The organism is Brevundimonas sp. Br13 (genome assembly GCF_055391505.1).
This window is the reverse complement of sequence record NZ_AP044008.1, coordinates 231,018-249,160: the sequence shown is the minus strand read 5'-3', so window position 1 is coordinate 249,160 and position 18,143 is coordinate 231,018. Positions and strand designations below refer to the sequence as shown.

Sequence of the window (18,143 nt, the reverse complement as noted above, 5' to 3'; positions counted from 1 at the left end):
GCCGGAACGACGAAGGGGCGCAGCCGCAAAGGCCGCGCCCCTTTTTTAATGCGCGACGGGGTTAGAGGCCGGCGCGGTCCTGGGTCGAGGAGACCAGCCGCTCGTACTGCCGCTCGGTCATGCAACGGGGCGCGGCCCAATGTTCACCCGCCCGGCGCGCGGCCATGGCGTCCTCCGCCGTGACGAAGACGGGCGCGGCGCCGAACTCGCGCTGGTAGGCGCGCCGGGTGGCGGCGTCGGTTTCACAGATCATCACCGGCTGGACGGCAGAGCTGCGCGTCTGAGCGCGGTCGAGCTCGGCGCGAACGGCCTGAAGACGGGGCTTATCCTGCGTTTCGGGCTGGGTTTGGGCGTGCGCCAGACCGGGCGCGATCAAGGCGGCGGCGATCAGGGCGGGGGTGATCAAACGGGTCATCGGGCATCCTCCTACGGCCTGAATTAAAGTCAGGACTCGGACCAAATATGCGCGCATTTTCTACAATGTAAAGCTATTGCGAAAAATATGCGGTAAACGGACCAATATCGAGGCGGATGAGGCGGGCCCGAAAGGGGCGGCGGCGCCAAAACCGCCTTGGGGCGTTGTCTCTGCTTCTGGAGGCCGGCCCTTGCCCAAGATGTTGAACTGGAACGCCTTAAGGACGCGGATCGGCGCGGGCGCCGCCTCGGCTAAGGCGCGCGCCGTCCAGGGACGCGACTGGATCAGGCGCAATGATCCCGTCTACGCCGCCGTGCGCCGCCCAGGACCGGCCGAATGGTGGGCCGGCGGCCTGACCCTGTTTCTGATCGCCGTCGTCCTGATCTTTCTGGCCTGGTTCGACTGGAACCGGCTGAGGGGGCCGATCGGCCGGTGGGCCTCGGCGGAATATCACCGCGACATCGCCATCGACGGCGATCTGAATGTTCATCTCTTCAGCTGGACCCCCTCGGTCAGGGTCCAGGGACTGAAGATCGGCGGCCCGGACTGGGCGCGCGATCGCGACACGGCCAGAATCGACACGGTCGAGGCCTCGGTGCGGTTGCGGCGGCTGCTGGCGGGCCAGGTCGAAATGCCCCTGCTGCGCTTCACCCGGCCGCAGGTGGTCCTGATCGCCGCCGAAGACGGCCGCAAGAGCTGGGCTTTGAACGCCGACCACGCCGACGACGGCCAAGGCATGAAACTGCCGGTGATTCAGAAGCTGGTCATCACCGACGGGCGTCTGGTGTTCGAAGAGCGGCGGCGCAAGATGACCCTGGACGCGGCCGTCGATGCGCACGAGGGCGCGGACGGCGACGCGGGCTTCCTCCTGCAAGGCGAAGGGACGGTCAACCGGTCGCCTCTGACGCTGCGGATCGAGGGCGGGCCCTTCGTCAATATTCGCCGCGACCGGCCCTATCGCTTCAAGGCCCGGATGGCGGGAGCGGGCTCCAGCCTGACCGCCACGGGCGCCGTCACCCGGCCCTTTGACCTGGGTCGGTTCGACGCGACCCTGACGTTGGAGGGGCGCGATCTGGCGGACCTCTACCTGCTGACGGGCCTGACCCTGCCCAATACGCCGCCCTATCGGCTGAGCGGCGCCCTGAAGCGGAACGAGGCCGTCTGGACCTTCAACGACTTTGACGGCCGGGTCGGGGCGTCGGACCTGTCCGGCGACCTGCGGGTCCAGGGCGGCGGCCGGCTGCGGGTCGAGGCCGAACTGGCGTCGCGTCGATTGGACATCGACGACCTCGCGGCCGTCCTGGGGGCGCGGACCGTCACCAATGCCCGCGGAACCGAGACGGAGGCGCCCGTGGCGAAGGGCGGAAAACTGCTGCCGGACGCGCCCCTCCAGACCGAACGGCTGCGCCAGATGGACGGACATCTGACCTATCGCGCCGCTGCGGTTAAGGCCAATGAGCTGGACGTGCGGGCGGTGAACCTGGGCGCCGAGCTGAAGGACGGGATCTTGAACCTCGATCCGATCAGCTTCGACTTCAATCGCGGGGCGCTGAACGGGACGGCGCGGATCGACGCCACCCAGGCGCGGCCCTACAGCCGCGTCGACCTGCGGCTGAGCGGCTATCCTCTGGAGTCCATCGTCCCCGCCCGGAACGGCGCGCCGCCGCTGACGGGTCGTGCCCTGGGCCGCGCCCGACTGGAGGGACCGGGCGCCTCGGTCCACCAGTTCGCCGCCTCGTCCAAGGGCACGATCAGCCTGGTCGTGCCGGACGGGCGGATGCGGGCCGCCTTCGCCGAACTGTTGGGCATCAACGCCAGCGCGGGTCTGTTGAAGCTGCTGAGCGGAGATCAGTCGACCGCCCAGATCCGCTGCGCCGTCGCCGATTTCAACGTCAGCGGCGGGACGGCCGCCGCCAAGACCCTGGTCATCGACACCGATGTGGTGCTGGCCCAGGGCGGGGGGTCGATCGACCTGGGCCAGGAGACGCTGAATCTGCGGATCGACGGCGAGTCCAAGAAGCCGCGCCTGCTACGGGTCTGGGCGCCCATCACCGTACAGGGGCCGCTGACGGCGCCCCGCGTCGGGGTGGACGTCGGCGCTGTGGCGAGCCAGGGCGGCTTAGCCGGCCTTCTGGCGACGGTGGCGGCGCCGGTGACGGCCCTGTTCGCCTTCGTCGATCCTGGTCTGGCGGAGGATGCCAACTGCGGCCAGCTGATCGCCGGCGCGCGATAGGGCCTTCCGGAAAAGAGTCTCGACGGTGTGAGCCGATCCGCCTCGTCGCGCGTATTGAGGTCCATGGATCGGATCAGATGACGCGCCGGGGCCTTTTCGCGCCCGCCCTGGGACTGGTGGCGGCGGCCTGTTCGCCCCTGAGCTCCCCGGCGCTTTCGCCGCTCGGCCTGTTGAACAGCCTGGGGCCGCGGGATGCCGGCGCGCGTCGCGTGGCGCGCGACCTGCCTTACGGCGACGACCCGCGCCAGCGCATGGACCTCTATGCGCCCAAGGCGCCGGGTCCCCATCCGGTCCTGGTCTTCTTCTACGGCGGGGGGTGGGATTCAGGGTCGCGCGACCTGTATGGCTGGGCGGCGCAGGCCTTGGCGGCCCAGGGGTTCGTCGTCGCCCTGCCGGACTATCGGCTGGTTCCGCAGGTGGTCTTTCCCGCCTTCGTTCAGGACGCCGCCGCCGCGACGGCTGCAGCGGCCGAGGCGGCGGCGGACCACGGCGGCGACCCCCGCCGCCTGGGCGTGCTGGGCCATTCGGCCGGCGCCTATCTGGCGATGATGATCACCCTGGATCGGCGCTATATGGCGGCGGTCGAACGGCCGGACCTGATCCGGGCCGCGGCCGGTCTGGCGGGGCCTTACGACTTTCTGCCCTTCGATGTGGCGGCGTCCCGCAACGCCTTCGGCCGGGCGCCCGATCCGACCCTGACCCAGCCGATCACCTTCGTCCGCCCCGACGCTCCGCCGATCTGGCTGGGCCACGGCACGGCGGACGTCGTGGTCCATGACGAGGACACCCGCCTGCTGCACGCGCGCCAGCGCGCCGTCGGCGGCCGGTCTGAGGCCAAGCTCTATCCCGGCCTGGATCACGCCGATCTGGTGGCGAGCTTCTCGCCCCTGTTTCGCGCCAAGGCCCCGGTTTTGAAGGATGTGACCGGATTCCTGCGACGCGCCTTGGACCGGGACGACGAAACACTTGCTTAAGCGCAAAAGCATCTTTTCAACACTGCGACTTAGTGGCAAAAGCCTTCGCAGGTCGAACCTGTATCGTACCTCGATCTTCCACGGCCTGTTCCGAACCTGGCTGGCTCCGACGCGGCGACGCGCCGAACCTGACTGGCTCCGGTACAGGCCGTGCAGTGTCGGCCCGGTGTAACCGCCTTTCCGATCGCGCCGCAGAGGCGACCCTTCCACATCACAGGTCCGGCCGTCCGGCACGCGCATTACGGCGGCGATCGTTCCGGCGCGTCCGCTATTCGACACCCGGAAACATCGGCCGGCAGGTCCGGTTACCTCCGCATCCCAATCAAGGAGCGGATGTATGGCTGTGATGACAGACGACGTCTGGCGCGAGGTGTTCGTGACCGGACTGAAGAACGCCCATGGGGTCGAACATCAGGCCCTGGCCCTGATGGACCGGCAGATCGAACGCGCCAAGAACTTCACCGAGGTCGCCGATCAGCTGACGGCGCACCGGGCCGAGACCGAACAGCAGATCACCCGGCTGGAACAGCTGCTGGGACAGTTTGACGAGACGCCTTCCGGCCTGAAGGACGCCGCCCTTTCGCTGGGCGGATCAATGGCGGCCATGGGCCATGTCTTCGCCGAGGACGAGATCCTGAAGAACGCCTTCGCCAACTTCGCCTTCGAGAACTATGAGGCGGCCGTTTACAAGGGGCTGATCCTCCTGGCCCGGCACGGTGATTACTCCGCAGCCCTCGATCCGCTTACCGCGACCCTGGAGGAGGAGCAGCGGATGGCCCGCTGGGTCGATGAGAGCCTGCCGACCCTGACCGAGAAATATCTGCGTCTGAAACGCGACGGCGAAAACCCCAGCCGTTGATCGGCTACGCAATCAAGGATTGACCCATGTTCATGCACAACAAGAAGCTGATGTATACGGTGCGGGTGGCGGAGCCGAATCCCGGCCTGGCCACCCTGATGCTGGAGCAGTTCGGCGGGCCGCAGGGCGAGCTGGCGGCGGCCATGCGCTACTTCACCCAGGGCCTGGCCGACGAGGACGTCAATCGGCGCGACATGCTGATGGACATCGCGACCGAGGAACTGAGCCATCTGGAAGTCATCGGCTCCATCGTCGCCATGCTGAACCGCGGCGCCAAGGGCAAGCTGGCCGAGGCGGCCGAGGAAGAGGCAGATCTCTACGCCAGCATGACCTCCGGCGGAGACAGCCACACCATGTCGATCCTCTATGGCGGCGGCACGGCCCTGGTGAACTCGTCCGGCGTGCCGTGGACGGCCGCCTATATCGACTCCATCGGCGATCCGGCCTGCGACCTGCGCTCCAACATCGCCGCCGAGGCTCGCGCCAAGATCGTCTATGAACGACTGATCAATGTCACCGACGATCCGGGGATCAAGGACGCCCTGTCCTTCCTGATGACGCGCGAAGTGGCGCACCAGAAGTCGTTCGAAAAGGCGCTCTACGCCATCCCCGCCAACTTCCCTCCCGGCAAGATCCCCGGCCGGCCGGAGTTCGCCGACAAATATTACAACATGTCCCAAGGCGAGGGCGACGCCTCCGGTCCCTGGAACGAGGGCGAGCAGTGGGAGGTGGTGTCCGATCGCGAGATGCAGATGGCGGTGGACGGCGGCGACGGCCACGCCACGGTCGAGATGGACGCCAAGGCGGGCAAGGCGGTGGAAGCCTTCATGAGCCGGACCATGTCGGACCCCGAGTCGGACCCCGTGACCGGCGCGGACCTGGGCGCAGGGGCGGGCGCAGGTCGGACGACCCCGATCGAAGACTGAAGAGACGAGAAGAGAGACGGCGGGCGCGGCTGCGGCGGCGTCCGCCGGATCTGATCTTTGGTGCGGGTGGTCGGGCTCGAACCGACACTCCTCTCGGAACTGGATTTTGAGTCCAGCGCGTCTACCAATTCCACCACACCCGCACAGGCGCGAAGGCACCGCTCCTATACCGGCCTCGGCCGCAATTCAACCGCGTCGGCGTCGGCCCACCGTCAAGCGGCGGGCGGCGCCGCGACCTCCACATGGGCGTCGGTCCCGCCGGCGAGGATGCGTTTGGCGCGAATGTAGATTTCGACGCGCTGCATGACGATCAGCCCCATGGCGAAGACCAGGAAGGCGTCGGTCACGGCCATTGCGTTCAGATGCCACTGGGCCGCATGACCTTCGATCAGGTCGCGCAGGGCCGTGCGGCCCGCGAACAGGGCGACCAGCAGGATCAGCCCCAGGGGCGAGGCCTGAGCCATGAGGCTGCCGTCCGGCTCCTTTTCGATGGCCACGGTCTTGCCGCGATACCAGCCGGCCAAGCCCCCCAACAGTCCGCCCAAGGCCAGGATCGCCCAGCCGGCGGGGCCGAACGGCGCGTGGACCGCGCCGGGCGCCTGGGTCGAACCCCAAAGGCCAAGCGCGATCAGCGGCAGGACCACCGCAGGCGTCACCCAGATGAACTTCAGCTTCAGCGGCCGCCGCCGCCGGTTCCGCAGCAGGACAAGCGCCAGGACGGCCGGGAAGACCAGAAGCGGGATCAGTTTTTCAGGCGGCATGTCGTTCTCCGGGCCTCCCCCCGGAAGCCGACGCGGCCCAGCCTACACCCGTCAGGACCCGGCCGGAAGCGGGGCCACCGTTTGTTCGATCGCGCCGAAGATGGACCGGTGGTGATCGTCCAGCATCTCGATCCGCACCGTGTCGCCGTGGGTCAGGAAGGGGGTTTCGGGCGCGCCGCGCAGGATCGTCTCGACCGTGCGGACCTCGGCGATGCAGGAATAGCCCAGGCCGCCTTCCGTGACCGGCTTGCCGGGTCCGCCGTCGGCGTCGCGGTTGGACACCGTGCCCGAGCCGATGATCGTTCCGGCCGACAGGGACCGGGTCTTGGCCAGATGGGCGATCAGGGTTCCGAAGTCGAAGGTCATGTCGACCCCGGCGTCGGCCTTGCCGAAGTCCTTGCCGTTCAGCTGGACCGTCAGTTCGCCGTGCAGCCTGCCGTCCTTCCAGCGGTCGCCCAGGGCGTCGGGCGTGACGAAGACGGGCGACAGGGCGCTGGCGGGTTTTGACTGGACGAAGCCGAAGCCCTTGGCCAGTTCGGCCGGGATCAGATTGCGCAGGGAGACGTCATTGACCAGGCCGACCAGGCGGACGGCGGCCAGGGCCTCGTCTCGCGTCGCGCCCTGGGGCACGTCGCCGGTCACGACCACGATCTCGGCCTCCAGGTCGCAGCCCCAGGCCGGATCGGCCAGCGGGATGGGATCGCGGGGAGCCAGGAAGCCGTCGGAGCCGCCCTGGTACATCAGGGGGTCGGTCCAGAAGCTTTCGGGCATTTCGGCGCCGCGCGCCCGGCGCACCAGTTCGACATGGTTCACATAGGCCGAGCCGTCGGCCCACTGATAGGCGCGGGGCAGGGGGGAGGCGGCGTCCCGTTCATGGAAGCGGCCGCGCGGCACGGCCTCATGCTCCAGGCTCTCGGCCAGGGCCGCCAGCTGGGGGCCGCAGCGGTCCCAGTCGTCCAGGGCGGCCTGGAGGGTGGGGGCGATCAGAAAGGCGTCGGTGAACCAGTGCAGGTCCTGCGAGACGACCACGAGGCGGCCGTCGCGGCCGTGCTTGAGCGAGGCGAGTTTCATGCCCAACGCCTAGACCGAAATCGCGCCGGGGGGAACAGAGGGAGGGATCAGTGGACGCTGCGGCCGTGGCCGGGGGTCTGGCCGCCGGGGCGCGGCGTGGACAGCTGGCGGTGGGCGGCGCGCAGTTCCTCGATCCGCTCCTTGCGGCGGCACCAGTGGTCGTTGAACTGGGCCACGGCCTCGCGCAAGGCGGTCAGCTGTTCGGCCTTTGTCATCTCTCGCTCGATCTCCTCGACCGGCTTGGCGGGAACGGGCGGCGGGACGGGCTGGGGCGGGAGCGGGGCGTAGGGGGGCTTGTCCAGCCCGGCGACGCCGGAGGCTTGGGCGGGGCCGGATTCCTCGGCGCGGGCGTGCTCCACCCGGTCGCCCTTGATGACCACATGGCTGTTGGAGACCACGGTCACATTGGCCGGGACGGCGGGGTGAGGGGGGGGTGGACGGTGGGCCTCTTGGTCGGGCTTGGCCGTCGGGTCTTGCGGGGGCGTCTCTTCCTTGGGTTTGACCGTCTCCTTGATCCGGCCCTTCAGGGCGTGATCGACGGCTTTCAGAGGCTTGGACGGCCCCTCGGCCAGGACGACGACGGCGCCCAGACAGTCGTCATAGGTGGCGCGCAGGGCCTTGGCGGCGCCGACCAGGGCGTCGCTGTTGGCGGTCATGGCTGCGTGGCAGGCGCGGTCGATGGCGCGCCAGATTGATTCGGCGGCGTCGGCCTGGGTGGTCGTGGCGCCCTTGCCGGCCCGCCAGGCCAGGACCGTCAGACCCAGGATCAGGGCCGCCAGCAGCAGGAGCAGCAGCGGGTGGACGCCAAGGAGTAGAGTGGAGTCAACGGGTTCTAACGCCGCCGGATCGGGTGTCTGGAAATCCTGCGGATAGTTGGAGACGCTCGCCGACATGCCGCACCCTGTCTGACCCGTTGTTCGCCGAACCATGATGCCGCAGCGGCGAAGCCGGGCCAAGAAAAAGGTTAACGACAGCCCTCAGGCGGCAGGGGTCAGCAGGGCGCGGGCCTCGGCGCCGGTCCGGGCCGCGCGGTCGCGCACCTCGACCTCGACGATGACGCCGCCCTCGGGCTCGACCGCCCACAGATAGCGACGCTCGACCTCGACCGTGCGGCCCGACGGGGCGAACCCCTCGAACGCATCGCCCCAGGGGGTGATCTTCTTCAGCTCGACGAAGGGCATGGCGCAGGCGGCGTCCAGCTCCTCCTCGGCCATCTTGGTCAGTTCGTCGTCGGTCAACGGGGGTCTCCTTCGTCGGCGTATATGGCGACGCGGGTCGGGGTATTCGAAGACACCGCCCCCCGATACATGCCCGAGGTGTTCATGGCGAAGGCGGGGGTTCCGTTCAGGCCCATGACGATGACGCCGCCGTCGCCGCCGATCGAGCCGACGTCGGCGATTTCGGCCTCCGCCGCCGCCTGGACGGTCGCGCCGTCGGCGGTGCGGCGGCAGATGTCGCGGGCGACGGTGGAGCGGATGAAATATTCGCCCGAGCCGGTGGCCGAGACGGCGCAGCCGTCGGCGTTGGAGGCATAGGCGCCGGCGCCGATGATCGGCACGTCCCCGACCCGGCCCCACCGTTTGGCGGTCATGCCGCCGGTCGAGGTGGCGGCGGCGAGGCGGCCCTGGCTGTCCAGGGCCACGGCGCCGACCGTGCCGAACTTCTTCTCGTTCAGGGGCGGGGCGACGCTGGCGTGGGGGGCGGCCGATCGGTCGACGGGCGCGGCGGCGCCGGCGGGGCGTTCCGGTATGGGCAGGCCGGCCTCGGTCAGGGCCTTGACCAGACCCTGCCAGCGGCGCTCGGTAAAGAAGAAGGCCGGATCGACCTGCTCCAACCCGACCGAGGCGGCGAAGGCGTCGGCGCCGGGGCCGATCAACATGACGTGGGGCGACCGCTCCATCACCGCCCGGGCGGCGGCGACGGGGTGGCGGGTGGTGGTCAGGCCGGCGACCGCGCCGGCGGTCAGGTCCGATCCGTTCATGACGGCGGCGTCCAGCTCGTTACGACCCGCTGCGGTGAAGACCGCCCCGCGCCCGGCGTTGAACAGGGGATCGTCCTCCATGACCTCGACGGCGGCCTGGACCGCATCCAGCGCCGAGCCGCCGCTCTTCAGCACGGCTGAACCGGCGTCCAGCGCGGCTTGCAGCGCCGCGCGATATGCCGCGTCCTGCGCGGGCGTCAGGCTGGACCGCTCGATCACGCCCGCCCCACCGTGGATCGCCAGCGACCAGCGCGGCGCGGCGTCCTGGGCCTGGGCCGAGGAAAAACACAGTGCAAAGAGTGCAATCAGTCCAGAACAGGCGATGCGCATGGTGAAACTCCTCCGCGCCGAAAAACCGAGTGCAATGGGTGCACATTCCTCCGAGACGCCGGTCTGTCGCAGTGTAACGCCGTGTGCGGGCGTGTCAGGTCGATTGGCCGAAGAAAATCGGAAACGAGGGAAAATCAGAGTGTTGAGTTTGGGCGTTGAGATGGCTCGCCCGCGTGAGTTGGAGCCGCCCATTAGCGGAAGGTCTCTTTGATCTTGCAGGGTTGGTCGCTAATCGACCACTAAGCGACGTTCAGCATTCCACCCAGCTGCAGACATTCCTTCGTCACGCTGATTTCTAGATTAGCCCAACTGCTTACTCAGCGGGTGGGTAAAACATCGAGTCGTTTCCGAAGAACGTATCCGCTACGGCGGTCTCCAATGCGTCTGTCCAATGAACTTTATCGTACTGCCATTGTAGATGAGTGCACCGAGTGAACGTCTCTTCAATGTTGGGCGGCTGTGACCGATAGAAGACAAAGCGCTTGGAATAGATCTGAACCGAGCGATTTACGAAATCGATTTCGTCGTTTGTTAGATTCAACACAAAGGCGCGTGGGTAGGAATGATAGCGCATTGGGTGTGTGTAGAAGATTGCAATCGCTGGCGTCAGCGGAACGATACAACGGACACCCCGTGGAGAGTTGGCGACCGAGTGCACGTTGTGGAAGAAACCATCGCCAAATATGAACTCACGACTACCGCTGAGAAGCACGGCGAACTTGCCTCGCGTCATAGCCTCTGACAGCGTCGCTTGAGCATTGCGAACATTCATGCCGAGCAGGCCACGATCACCGTTGTTGGGGTCGAGCCCAATGCGTTCGCGTAGTGCGCGCGTCCCGCTTTTAACTCTGTGACGGAAACTGGGACTACGGGCGATAAGCGAAGCGAGAACTTTGGTGAGTGACGTGAAACGTTCCTCATCGACGATAAGCGGCGTGAGGCGCTTAGAGAGTGTGCTGTCGGAGGGAACGATCGGCGACTCCGCCGTTTTCAACCAGTCAATCAACGGAGTGATCAGAGCGTCGGGTGGTCCGAATGTGTGTTCGAACGACTCGTCCCAAGGGCTCGCCACATCGCTAAGATAGATATTGTTGTCGTTGCGGATCGCTCCAAATTGCTCCGGCTTGGATGTTACGAGCTCACCGTCGCAAGACAGGCTGTGAGCCAGGCCAGCGCTGTCAGCCCAGTGCCGTGATAGCGTCTTCGGCCACCAATGATGACGCTCGTTCTTTGGGATGAGCTTCTTGTGCTTCGGCACGGCATACTCGTTGTCGAACGTGTTGGCAGTTCTAACTGCCGCTACAACTCCCCAGTATTCTCGATCCATCCACTTGCTGGCGAGCGCCAACTTCACCCCTCACCCCCGGTGGTGCAGCCGTTTCCAGATCCTGTAGGCGACGATGGGGGCGAAGCCGCAGATCAGGGCGGCGATCAGGACCGTCCAGAAGCCGCCCTCCAGCCAGAAACGCCCGGCCAGGGCGCCGGCGCCGGCCGCAAGGGCCGGGCCGAGCCAGGGCAGCCAGGTCGGCGGCCGCATCTTCATTCAGGCGTCGACCTTGATGACGCCGCGACGGATCTGGTCCAGTTCGATGGAATCGAACAGGGCCTGGAAATTGCCGTTGCCGAAGCCTTCGTTGCCCTTGCGCTGGATGATCTCGAAGAAGATCGGGCCGAAGGTGTCCTGGGTGAAGATCTGCAGCAGCAGGCCTTCCTTGTCCGAACCGTCGATCAGGATGCGGTTCTTGCGCATCCGCTCCACGTCCTCGCCGTGGTTGGGCAGGCGTTTGTCGATCAGTTCGAAATAGGTCTCGATCGTGTCCTGGAAGTCCACGCCGCGGGCGCGCATGGCCTCGACCGTCTCGAAGATGTTCTCGGTGGTCAGGGCGATGTGCTGGATGCCTTCGCCGTTGTAGCGGCGGATGAACTCCTCGATCTGGGAGTTTTCGTCCTGGCTCTCGTTCAGCGGGATGCGGATGGCGCGGTCCGGCGCGATCATGGCCTGGGAGAAGAGGCCGGTCGCCTTGCCCTTGATGTCGAAATACTTCTGTTCCTCGAAGTTGAAGACCGAATTGTAGAAGCCCGACCAGGTGCGCATCTGACCGCGACGGACGTTGTGGGTCAGGTGGTCCAGGACCTCCAAGCCGACGTTGTTCTTGCGCTCGGCCTCTTCCCAGCCCTCGATCTCGTCCCAGGCGTCATACAGGGAGCCGGCGTCGCCGTACTGGTCGATGACGTACAGCAGCGAGCCGCCGATGCCTTGCAGGATGTAGGGATAGTCGCCCAGGGCGCCGCCGTCGGCATCCGTCGCGGCCACGGCGCCGCGCTGGAGCGCCCCCTCATAGGCGGCCTTGGCGTCATTGGTGCGGAAGGCCATGCCGTTGGCCGAGGGGCCGTGATCCCTGGCGAAGTCCGCCGCCTGGCCCTTTGGCGAGCGGTGGACGAGGAAGGAGATGTCGCCCTGTTTCAGGCGCACCACGTCGGTCTTGGGGTTCACATGGGTCTTGGTGAAGCCCATCATCTCCAGCCGCGCGATCATCGCCTGGGGCTCAGGGCCGGTGAATTCGACGAATTCGAAACCGTCGACGCCCAGGGGGTTCTCCCGGTCGATCTGTTCCGCCGTCGGTTGATGGGGGTTGGGGGTCATGTCGTTCATGGCGCGTCTCCCGCGTAGCGTTCTGAGGCGGGCTTAACCGAAAGGGGCCGCCGATTGGCGCGGAACCTAGTCGCGGATGACGACAGAGCCAAGGCGGTCCCACGGGGTCGTGATGCGGAGGGCGTTCTGATGGACATCCGCAATCCTGGCGTGCCAGATGGATGGCCATTGGGGGAGGCAGACATGGACTATCTAAAACGCGCGCCGTTTGGCGGACTGTTCCTGGTCACATTCACGGTGGCGGCGACGTTTCAGGTGTTGATGGCCCTGTTGGGACTACTTCTCGCATTTCTGTCGCCCGGCCTGTTCTTCATGAACGGCGCTCCGGCCACTTCGCCTGTACAGGCGGTCGGCGTTCTCCTGTTTCTTCTGGTCGTCGGACTGGTCGTCAACGCCGGAATATCGGCCATAGGCGCCCTGCTGTGGATGGGCGTCCGGATCGCACTGCCAAAACCCGCCTCCGTTTAAGACGGGGTTCAGCCCGGCAGCAGCCGCGTCGCCCACTCGGCGCCCAGCAGCAGCCCTGTCGCAACCGCGCCCAAAATCGTCAGCCAGGCCGTCGTCACCGCCGCCCCGGCGATCACGAACAGGCCGTCGCGCTGGATCAGGCCGACCGACAGCAGGGCCAGGGCCACGGAGGGGACGGTGTTGGTCAGGGGCAGGACGATGGTGGCCGTAGCCAGGATCATGAAGATCGCCGCCAGCTTCTCGCCCGGTCCGTCGGCGAAACGCCGCAAGCGGGGGCGCGACAGCCGGTCGATCCAGCCCAGTTTCGACTCGGCGAAATCGGCCATGGCCTTCAGCCAGGAGCCCTTGGCGCGCAGCTTCAGGAACCAGCGCGGCAGCCAGGGCTCTTCGCGCCCGACCAGCATCTGTGCGGCCAATAGAATGACGATGACGCCCACGACCTGGGGCACGCCGTAAAGGCCCGGCACCAGGCAGGGGATGGACAGCAGCAGGATCAAAAGGCCGTAGGCGCGCTCGTCCAGCCGATCGCGGATCTCGTCCAGGGTCAGGCCGGCCTCGCCCCCTTCGTCGGACAGGCGGCGCAGCAGGCGGGTGATGTCGTGGCTGACGTCGTCAACCTGAGGCGCGGGGCGGGAGGGGGTCATGGCGGGGGCATAACGCGCGACGGGGCCGGTCGCGAGCGTTGCGGTGTCGCAGCGGGTGACGGCGGGACCGGGTCTTGCTAGGGCGGGGCGGTTCGAGGAAATCTCCATGCTTCGCAGACTTTATGACGGCGTGTTCGACCTGGCGCGCCATCGCCACGCCACGCCGGCCCTGGCGGCGGTCTCCTTCGCCGAGAGTTCCTTCTTTCCCATTCCGCCCGACGTCATGCTGGCGCCGATGATCCTGGCCCGGCCGGAGCGGGCCTATGTCTACGCCGGGGTCTGCACGATCGCCTCGGTTCTGGGCGGGATGCTGGGCTACGCCATCGGCTATTTCCTGACCGACGTGGGCCTGGCGATCCTGCGGTTCCTGGGCCATGCCGACGGGCTGGATCATTTCCGCCAGTGGTTCGCCCAGTGGGGTCTGTGGGTCATATTGATCAAGGGGCTGACGCCGATCCCCTACAAGCTGGTGACCATCGCCTCGGGCCTGGCGGCCTTCAGCTTTCCGGTCTTCATGGCGGCGTCGGTCGTGACACGGGGCGGGCGGTTCTTCCTGGAGGCCTGGATTCTGAAACGCTGGGGCCAGGCCATGCTGGCCCAGGTGGAAAAGCGCCTGGCTCTGTGGTCGGGGACCGGCCTGGTTCTGCTGGTCGGCCTGATAATCGCGGTGAAGCTTCTGTAAGTCGACGCGGAGACCGGACCGGAGTAAGACCGTTTCGCAATGAGAAGCCTCTATCGCCTGTTGACCCGTTGGTGGACCGCCTTCGCCCTGGCCGCGTCGCTGGCCATGCTGGGCGCGGCCCATGGGTTCGAACGGTTCGCGGGCCTGGCGCCGTGCAACCTTTGTCTGAAACAGCGCGAGGTCTATTGGGGCGCCGTGGCCGTGGCGGCCGTGGCGACGGCCTGGACGGTGCTGAGCGGCGGGCGACGCGGCACGCCCCGGATCGCCGCCTTCCTGCTGGCGGCCGTGTTTGCGACGGGCGCGATCACCGCCGTCTTCCATATGGGCGGCGAATACAAGTGGTGGAGCCTGCCGGCGACCTGCGTCAGCAGCGGGTCGGTCGATCTGGAGAGCCTGACCGCCCTGGCCCTGGGCACGGGGCCGGCCCAGAGGGTGGCCATGTGCGATTCCGTGGCCTGGAGCTGGCTGGGCCTGTCGATGGCCGGTTGGAACGCCCTGATCTCCCTGGCGTTGGCCGGGTTCAGCCTGCTGGCGACCAAACGCCCCAAGGACGCCCGCGCCCCCCGCTTCGAAAGGGCCTGATCCCATGACCGACGCCGCCCCGCACACTCCTCTGCCCCGCCCGGGCCTGGGCGCGGACAGGGCGCGGATGGACGAAATCCTTCGCGTCGATCACGCCGGCGAATATGCGGCGGTCCTGATCTATCGCGCCCAGAAGGCCGTGTTCGAGGGGCGCAAGGCGCGCGGCGACATCGTGCGCGACCTCGGCGAAATGCAGGATCAGGAGGCGGTTCACCTGGCCCGGTTCGAGCGGCTGCTGAACGAACGCCGCGTGCGGCCGACGGCCATGACGCCGCTGTGGCGCATCGCCGCCTCGGCCCTGGGCGCCGGCACGGCCCTGATCGGCGAAAAGGCGGCCCACGCCTGCACCGAGGCGGTCGAGAGCGTGATCGAGAAACACTACGCCGACCAGATCGCCGAGATCGGCGACCGCGACCCGGCCCTGGCCGCCGAGCTGAAACAGTTCCGCGACGAGGAGCTGGCCCACCACGACCACGCCGTCGAGCACGGCAGCCGCGAGGCGCCGGCCTATCGGCTGCTGAGCGGGGTGATCAAGGCGGGATGCCGCGCGGCGATCAAGATCAGCGAGAAGGTTTGATCCCGCGCCACCGTCACCCTCGGGCTTGACCCGAGGGCCGGGTGGTCCGCCGCATTGCGCCAAAGGCGATGCACAGCCCGATCCACGCCCGGTCCTCGGGTCAAGCCCGAGGATGACGGATTTGGAATGGGGCGTGGCCGCCCCTCAATAGATCTCGAACAGTCCCGCCGCGCCCATGCCGCCGCCGACGCACATGGTGACGACGCCGTATTTGGCCCCGCGCCGCTTGCCCTCGATCAGGACGTGGCCGGTCATCCGGGCGCCCGACATGCCATAGGGGTGGCCGATGGAGATGGCGCCGCCCGAGACGTTCAGAAGCTCGTCGGGGATGCCCAGCTGGTCGCGGCAATAGAGAACCTGGACGGCGAAGGCCTCGTTCAGCTCCCAGATGCCGATGTCGTCCACCGTCAGTCCGTGGCGCTTCAGCAGCTTGGGCACGGCGTAGACGGGGCCGATGCCCATCTCTTCCGGCTCCACCCCCGCCACCGCCATGCCGCGATAGGCGCCGAGCGGCTGGAGATTGCGCTTCACCGCCTCGCCGGCCTCCATGACGACGCAGGCCGAGGCGCCGTCGGACAGCTGGGACGCATTGCCGGCGGTGATGTATTCGCCCTGCTGGATCGCCTCGCCGCTGCCGAAGACGGGTTTCAGCGCCTTCAACCCTTCCAGAGTGGTTTCGGGCCGGTTGCCCTCGTCCTTGGACAGGGTCACCTCTTTCGAAGCGGTCTCGCCGGTCGCCTTGTCGGTGACCAGCATGGTGGTCGTCATGGGCACGATCTCGGCGTCCAGTCGGCCTTCCGCCTGGGCCGCCGCCGTGCGTTGCTGGGACTGAAGGGCGTATTCGTCCTGGCGGTCGCGACTGATGTTGTAGCGGCGGGCCACGACCTCGGCCGTCTCCAGCATCGACATATATATATGGGGCGCCAGCTTCAGCAGGGCCTCGTCCTTGCCGCGGTACAGGTTCATATACTGGTTCTGGACCAGGGAGATGCTCTCCAGGCCCCCGCCGACCGCCATCTTCTGCTGGTCGAAGATCACCTGTTTGGCCGCCGTGGCGATGGCCATCAGGCCCGAGGCGCATTGACGGTCCAGGCTCATGCCCGGAACCGAAGACGGCAGGCCGGCCGCCAAGGCGACCTGGCGGGCGACGTTTGTTCCGGTCGAACCCTGCTGCAGGGCCGCCCCCATGATCACGTCCTCGATCTCGGCCGGATCGACGCCGGCGCGCTGGACCGCGTGTTTGACGGCATGGGCGCCCAGCTGTTGGGCCTGGGTGTCGTTGAAGGCCCCGCGATAGGCCCGGCCTATCGGGGTGCGGGCGGTGGAGACGATGACGGCTTCGCGCATGGAGGGTCCTTCCCGGTTTCGTTCGCCGCTTTGGAGGCGCGGCCGTGTTTCCTCATGGGCGGAACTTAGGCGCCTCCCCCTGCGGTAAGGCAAGCGGAGAGGCTCGCGGGGCCGTCGGCGCCCAGGTCTTTTGTGTTGAAACGGCGCCACAGTCGCCACATTGTTCGCAGATGCGAGGGAACCGCAGCCGCAGCCTGCCGTTCGGCTCCTGAACGTCGGGCGGACAGCTCGGCTTCGGGCATTTTTTACAGAACGAGGAAGCTATGAAGCTCAAACTTCTCGCATCCGTCGCTGTCGCCGGGCTGTTCTCAGCTGGCGCGGCCTCGGCAGATCCCAACGGTTGGTATGGCGCGATTGACGCCGGTTACCACATGATCGACGACATCAACGCCGAGTCGTCGACCACCGGCGCGAACTGGAACTATGAGGTGAACAACGGCTGGGCGGCCTTTGCTCGCCTCGGCTATCGCTTCAACCCCAACTGGCGCGTCGAGCTCGAAGGCGGCTACCGCTCGGGCGACATCGGCACGGTGCGCGCCGTTTCGGGCACCCAGGGCCTGTGCAACGTGACCCCGGCGACGGGCGGCTGCTTCTCTCCGGAAGGCGACATCGAGTCCGCCACCCTGATGGCCAACGTCATCTATGACTTCGGCTATGAAGCCTGGGGCGTGCGTCCCTTCGTCGGCCTGGGCGCCGGCGTGAACCGCGTCAACGTCGACACCATCGGCAATCTTCGCGCCAACCGCGGCGCCGCGTTCGCCATCGACGACAGCTCGACCAAGTTCGCCGCTCAGGCGATCGCCGGTCTGGCCTGGGCCGTCAGCGAGCGCGCCAACATCGACCTGACCTACCGCTATCTGACGGGCGACGCCTCGTGGGAATCGACCACGGCCGGCACGGGCGCCGGCGCCACCGCCTTCGGCGAATGGGACGGCGACTACGATCAGTCCCACACCGTGACCCTGGGCCTGCGCTACAGCTTCGGCGCCGAAGAAGCGGCCCCGCCGCCTCCGCCGCCTCCGCCGCCTCCGCCGCCCCCGCCGCCTCCGCCCCCGCCGCCCCCGCCGCCGGTTCCGCAGACCCCGGCCGCGCGTCAGTTCGTGGTCTATTTCGACTGGGATCGCTCGGACCTGACGGCTGAAGCCCGCTCGGTGGTCGCTCAGGCCGCCAACTACGCCAAGTCGGGCCGTCCGACCCGCGTCCTGATCGTCGGCTACACCGACACCTCGGGCTCGGCCGCCTATAACGTCGGCCTCTCGAACCGTCGTTCGCGCACCGTCGCGGACGCCCTGGTCGCCCAAGGCGTCAACGGCGGCGTCATCGCCCTGGACGGCAAGGGTGAAACCGCCCTGGCCAAGCCCACCGCCGACGGCGTGCGCGAACCGCTCAACCGTCGCGCCACCATCGACATCAACTTCTAAGACAGGCAAGACTCGGTCTGACATCGTCAGATCGGGTCTTGTTCTTGGAAGTCTGTCAGCGGAAAGTTGGAGAGCCGGCGCCCTTGCATCCAGGGCGTCGGCTTCTTCGCGTGCCTGCCTCAGCCGCCCCCGCATTTTTCCCATCGCTCAGCTTTAGTGGGTTGATCCCTCTTCGGCTAAGCGCGACAAAGCCATCGAACAAATTCTCTTGCGCCAGAT

Annotated in this window: 20 protein-coding genes and 1 tRNA gene; 9 read left to right on the top strand and 12 right to left on the bottom strand. The window is 67.3% G+C overall.

Annotation, left to right across the window (positions count from 1 at the left end; genetic code table 11):
• Window positions 1-61 precede the first annotated feature (61 nt).
• Complete coding sequence (locus tag ACZ5M6_RS01225; RefSeq protein WP_054764123.1) at window positions 62-415, bottom strand: hypothetical protein; 354 nt, start codon at window positions 413-415, stop codon at window positions 62-64.
• A gap of 199 nt (window positions 416-614) precedes the next feature.
• Here ACZ5M6_RS01225 and ACZ5M6_RS01220 point away from each other — a divergent pair, with 199 nt between their 5' ends.
• The 4 genes from ACZ5M6_RS01220 to ACZ5M6_RS01205 all read left to right on the top strand — a co-directional run bounded on the left by ACZ5M6_RS01220 (window position 615) and on the right by ACZ5M6_RS01205 (window position 5,407).
• A complete protein-coding gene (locus tag ACZ5M6_RS01220) occupies window positions 615-2,648 on the top strand; it encodes an AsmA family protein (protein ID WP_464160086.1) in 2,034 nt (677 codons plus the stop codon).
• Between the two features lie 77 nt (window positions 2,649-2,725).
• Window positions 2,726-3,622, top strand: a complete 897-nt coding sequence (locus tag ACZ5M6_RS01215; RefSeq protein ID WP_395942038.1) for an alpha/beta hydrolase — start codon at window positions 2,726-2,728, stop codon at window positions 3,620-3,622.
• 337 nt (window positions 3,623-3,959) lie between these two features.
• Window positions 3,960-4,481 (top strand): ferritin-like domain-containing protein, encoded by a 522-nt coding sequence (locus tag ACZ5M6_RS01210; RefSeq protein ID WP_228185814.1) that lies wholly within the window; start codon window positions 3,960-3,962, stop codon window positions 4,479-4,481.
• Between the two features lie 26 nt (window positions 4,482-4,507).
• Window positions 4,508-5,407, top strand: a complete 900-nt coding sequence (locus ACZ5M6_RS01205; protein ID WP_152949091.1) for a manganese catalase family protein — start codon at window positions 4,508-4,510, stop codon at window positions 5,405-5,407.
• A 58-nt stretch (window positions 5,408-5,465) separates the two neighbouring features.
• On the opposite strand, the gene ACZ5M6_RS01200 is transcribed toward ACZ5M6_RS01205, so the two are convergent.
• The 9 genes from ACZ5M6_RS01200 to hppD form a co-directional block, all read right to left on the bottom strand.
• A tRNA-Leu gene (locus ACZ5M6_RS01200) sits at window positions 5,466-5,550 on the bottom strand.
• Window positions 5,551-5,619: 69 nt separating this feature from the next.
• Entirely contained in the window at window positions 5,620-6,168 is a 549-nt protein-coding gene (locus ACZ5M6_RS01195; protein WP_054764120.1) for a CcdC protein domain-containing protein, read from the bottom strand.
• 51 nt (window positions 6,169-6,219) lie between these two features.
• Window positions 6,220-7,239, bottom strand: coding sequence for a fumarylacetoacetate hydrolase family protein (locus tag ACZ5M6_RS01190; RefSeq protein ID WP_464159335.1), 1,020 nt, complete (start codon window positions 7,237-7,239; stop codon window positions 6,220-6,222).
• Window positions 7,240-7,286: 47 nt separating this feature from the next.
• Window positions 7,287-8,132, bottom strand: coding sequence for a hypothetical protein (locus tag ACZ5M6_RS01185; protein ID WP_464159333.1), 846 nt, complete (start codon window positions 8,130-8,132; stop codon window positions 7,287-7,289).
• An 84-nt stretch (window positions 8,133-8,216) separates the two neighbouring features.
• Window positions 8,217-8,477: a hypothetical protein gene (locus tag ACZ5M6_RS01180; protein WP_224764472.1), complete on the bottom strand. Its 261-nt coding sequence runs from the start codon at window positions 8,475-8,477 to the stop codon at window positions 8,217-8,219.
• Complete coding sequence (locus tag ACZ5M6_RS01175; protein ID WP_464159330.1) at window positions 8,474-9,550, bottom strand: isoaspartyl peptidase/L-asparaginase family protein; 1,077 nt, start codon at window positions 9,548-9,550, stop codon at window positions 8,474-8,476. The genes ACZ5M6_RS01180 and ACZ5M6_RS01175 overlap by 4 nt, the downstream gene beginning before the upstream one ends.
• A 313-nt stretch (window positions 9,551-9,863) precedes the next feature.
• The gene (locus ACZ5M6_RS01170) at window positions 9,864-10,898 is read right to left on the bottom strand and encodes a hypothetical protein (RefSeq protein WP_464159328.1); all 1,035 of its coding nucleotides are present in this window, start codon (window positions 10,896-10,898) and stop codon (window positions 9,864-9,866) included.
• 9 nt (window positions 10,899-10,907) lie between these two features.
• On the bottom strand, window positions 10,908-11,093 hold the full coding sequence (locus tag ACZ5M6_RS01165) for a hypothetical protein (protein ID WP_054764115.1): 186 nt from the start codon (window positions 11,091-11,093) through the stop codon (window positions 10,908-10,910).
• Entirely contained in the window at window positions 11,094-12,203 is a 1,110-nt protein-coding gene (hppD, locus tag ACZ5M6_RS01160) for a 4-hydroxyphenylpyruvate dioxygenase (protein ID WP_464159326.1), read from the bottom strand.
• A gap of 129 nt (window positions 12,204-12,332) precedes the next feature.
• Here hppD and ACZ5M6_RS01155 point away from each other — a divergent pair, with 129 nt between their 5' ends.
• Window positions 12,333-12,671 (top strand): hypothetical protein, encoded by a 339-nt coding sequence (locus ACZ5M6_RS01155; protein WP_182715123.1) that lies wholly within the window; start codon window positions 12,333-12,335, stop codon window positions 12,669-12,671.
• An 8-nt stretch (window positions 12,672-12,679) separates the two neighbouring features.
• Here ACZ5M6_RS01155 and ACZ5M6_RS01150 read toward each other — a convergent pair whose 3' ends face one another.
• On the bottom strand, window positions 12,680-13,315 hold the full coding sequence (locus tag ACZ5M6_RS01150; RefSeq protein WP_464159324.1) for an exopolysaccharide biosynthesis protein: 636 nt from the start codon (window positions 13,313-13,315) through the stop codon (window positions 12,680-12,682).
• A gap of 106 nt (window positions 13,316-13,421) precedes the next feature.
• On the opposite strand from ACZ5M6_RS01150, the gene ACZ5M6_RS01145 reads away from it, so the two are divergent.
• From ACZ5M6_RS01145 to ACZ5M6_RS01135, 3 genes are read left to right on the top strand one after another with little or no spacing between them, the layout of a single operon-like run.
• The gene (locus tag ACZ5M6_RS01145) at window positions 13,422-13,997 is read left to right on the top strand and encodes a YqaA family protein (RefSeq protein ID WP_183218050.1); all 576 of its coding nucleotides are present in this window, start codon (window positions 13,422-13,424) and stop codon (window positions 13,995-13,997) included.
• A 39-nt stretch (window positions 13,998-14,036) separates the two neighbouring features.
• On the top strand, window positions 14,037-14,579 hold the full coding sequence (locus ACZ5M6_RS01140; protein WP_054764110.1) for a disulfide bond formation protein B: 543 nt from the start codon (window positions 14,037-14,039) through the stop codon (window positions 14,577-14,579).
• 4 nt (window positions 14,580-14,583) lie between these two features.
• Complete coding sequence (locus tag ACZ5M6_RS01135) at window positions 14,584-15,156, top strand: demethoxyubiquinone hydroxylase family protein (RefSeq protein WP_183218055.1); 573 nt, start codon at window positions 14,584-14,586, stop codon at window positions 15,154-15,156.
• A gap of 144 nt (window positions 15,157-15,300) precedes the next feature.
• Here ACZ5M6_RS01135 and ACZ5M6_RS01130 read toward each other — a convergent pair whose 3' ends face one another.
• Window positions 15,301-16,503 carry an acetyl-CoA C-acyltransferase gene (locus ACZ5M6_RS01130; RefSeq protein WP_464159321.1) on the bottom strand — a complete coding sequence of 401 codons (1,203 nt, stop codon included), beginning with the start codon at window positions 16,501-16,503 and terminating at the stop codon, window positions 15,301-15,303.
• Window positions 16,504-16,766: 263 nt separating this feature from the next.
• On the opposite strand from ACZ5M6_RS01130, the gene ACZ5M6_RS01125 reads away from it, so the two are divergent.
• Window positions 16,767-17,924, top strand: coding sequence for an OmpA family protein (locus ACZ5M6_RS01125; RefSeq protein ID WP_464159319.1), 1,158 nt, complete (start codon window positions 16,767-16,769; stop codon window positions 17,922-17,924).
• Window positions 17,925-18,143: the final 219 nt, after the last annotated feature.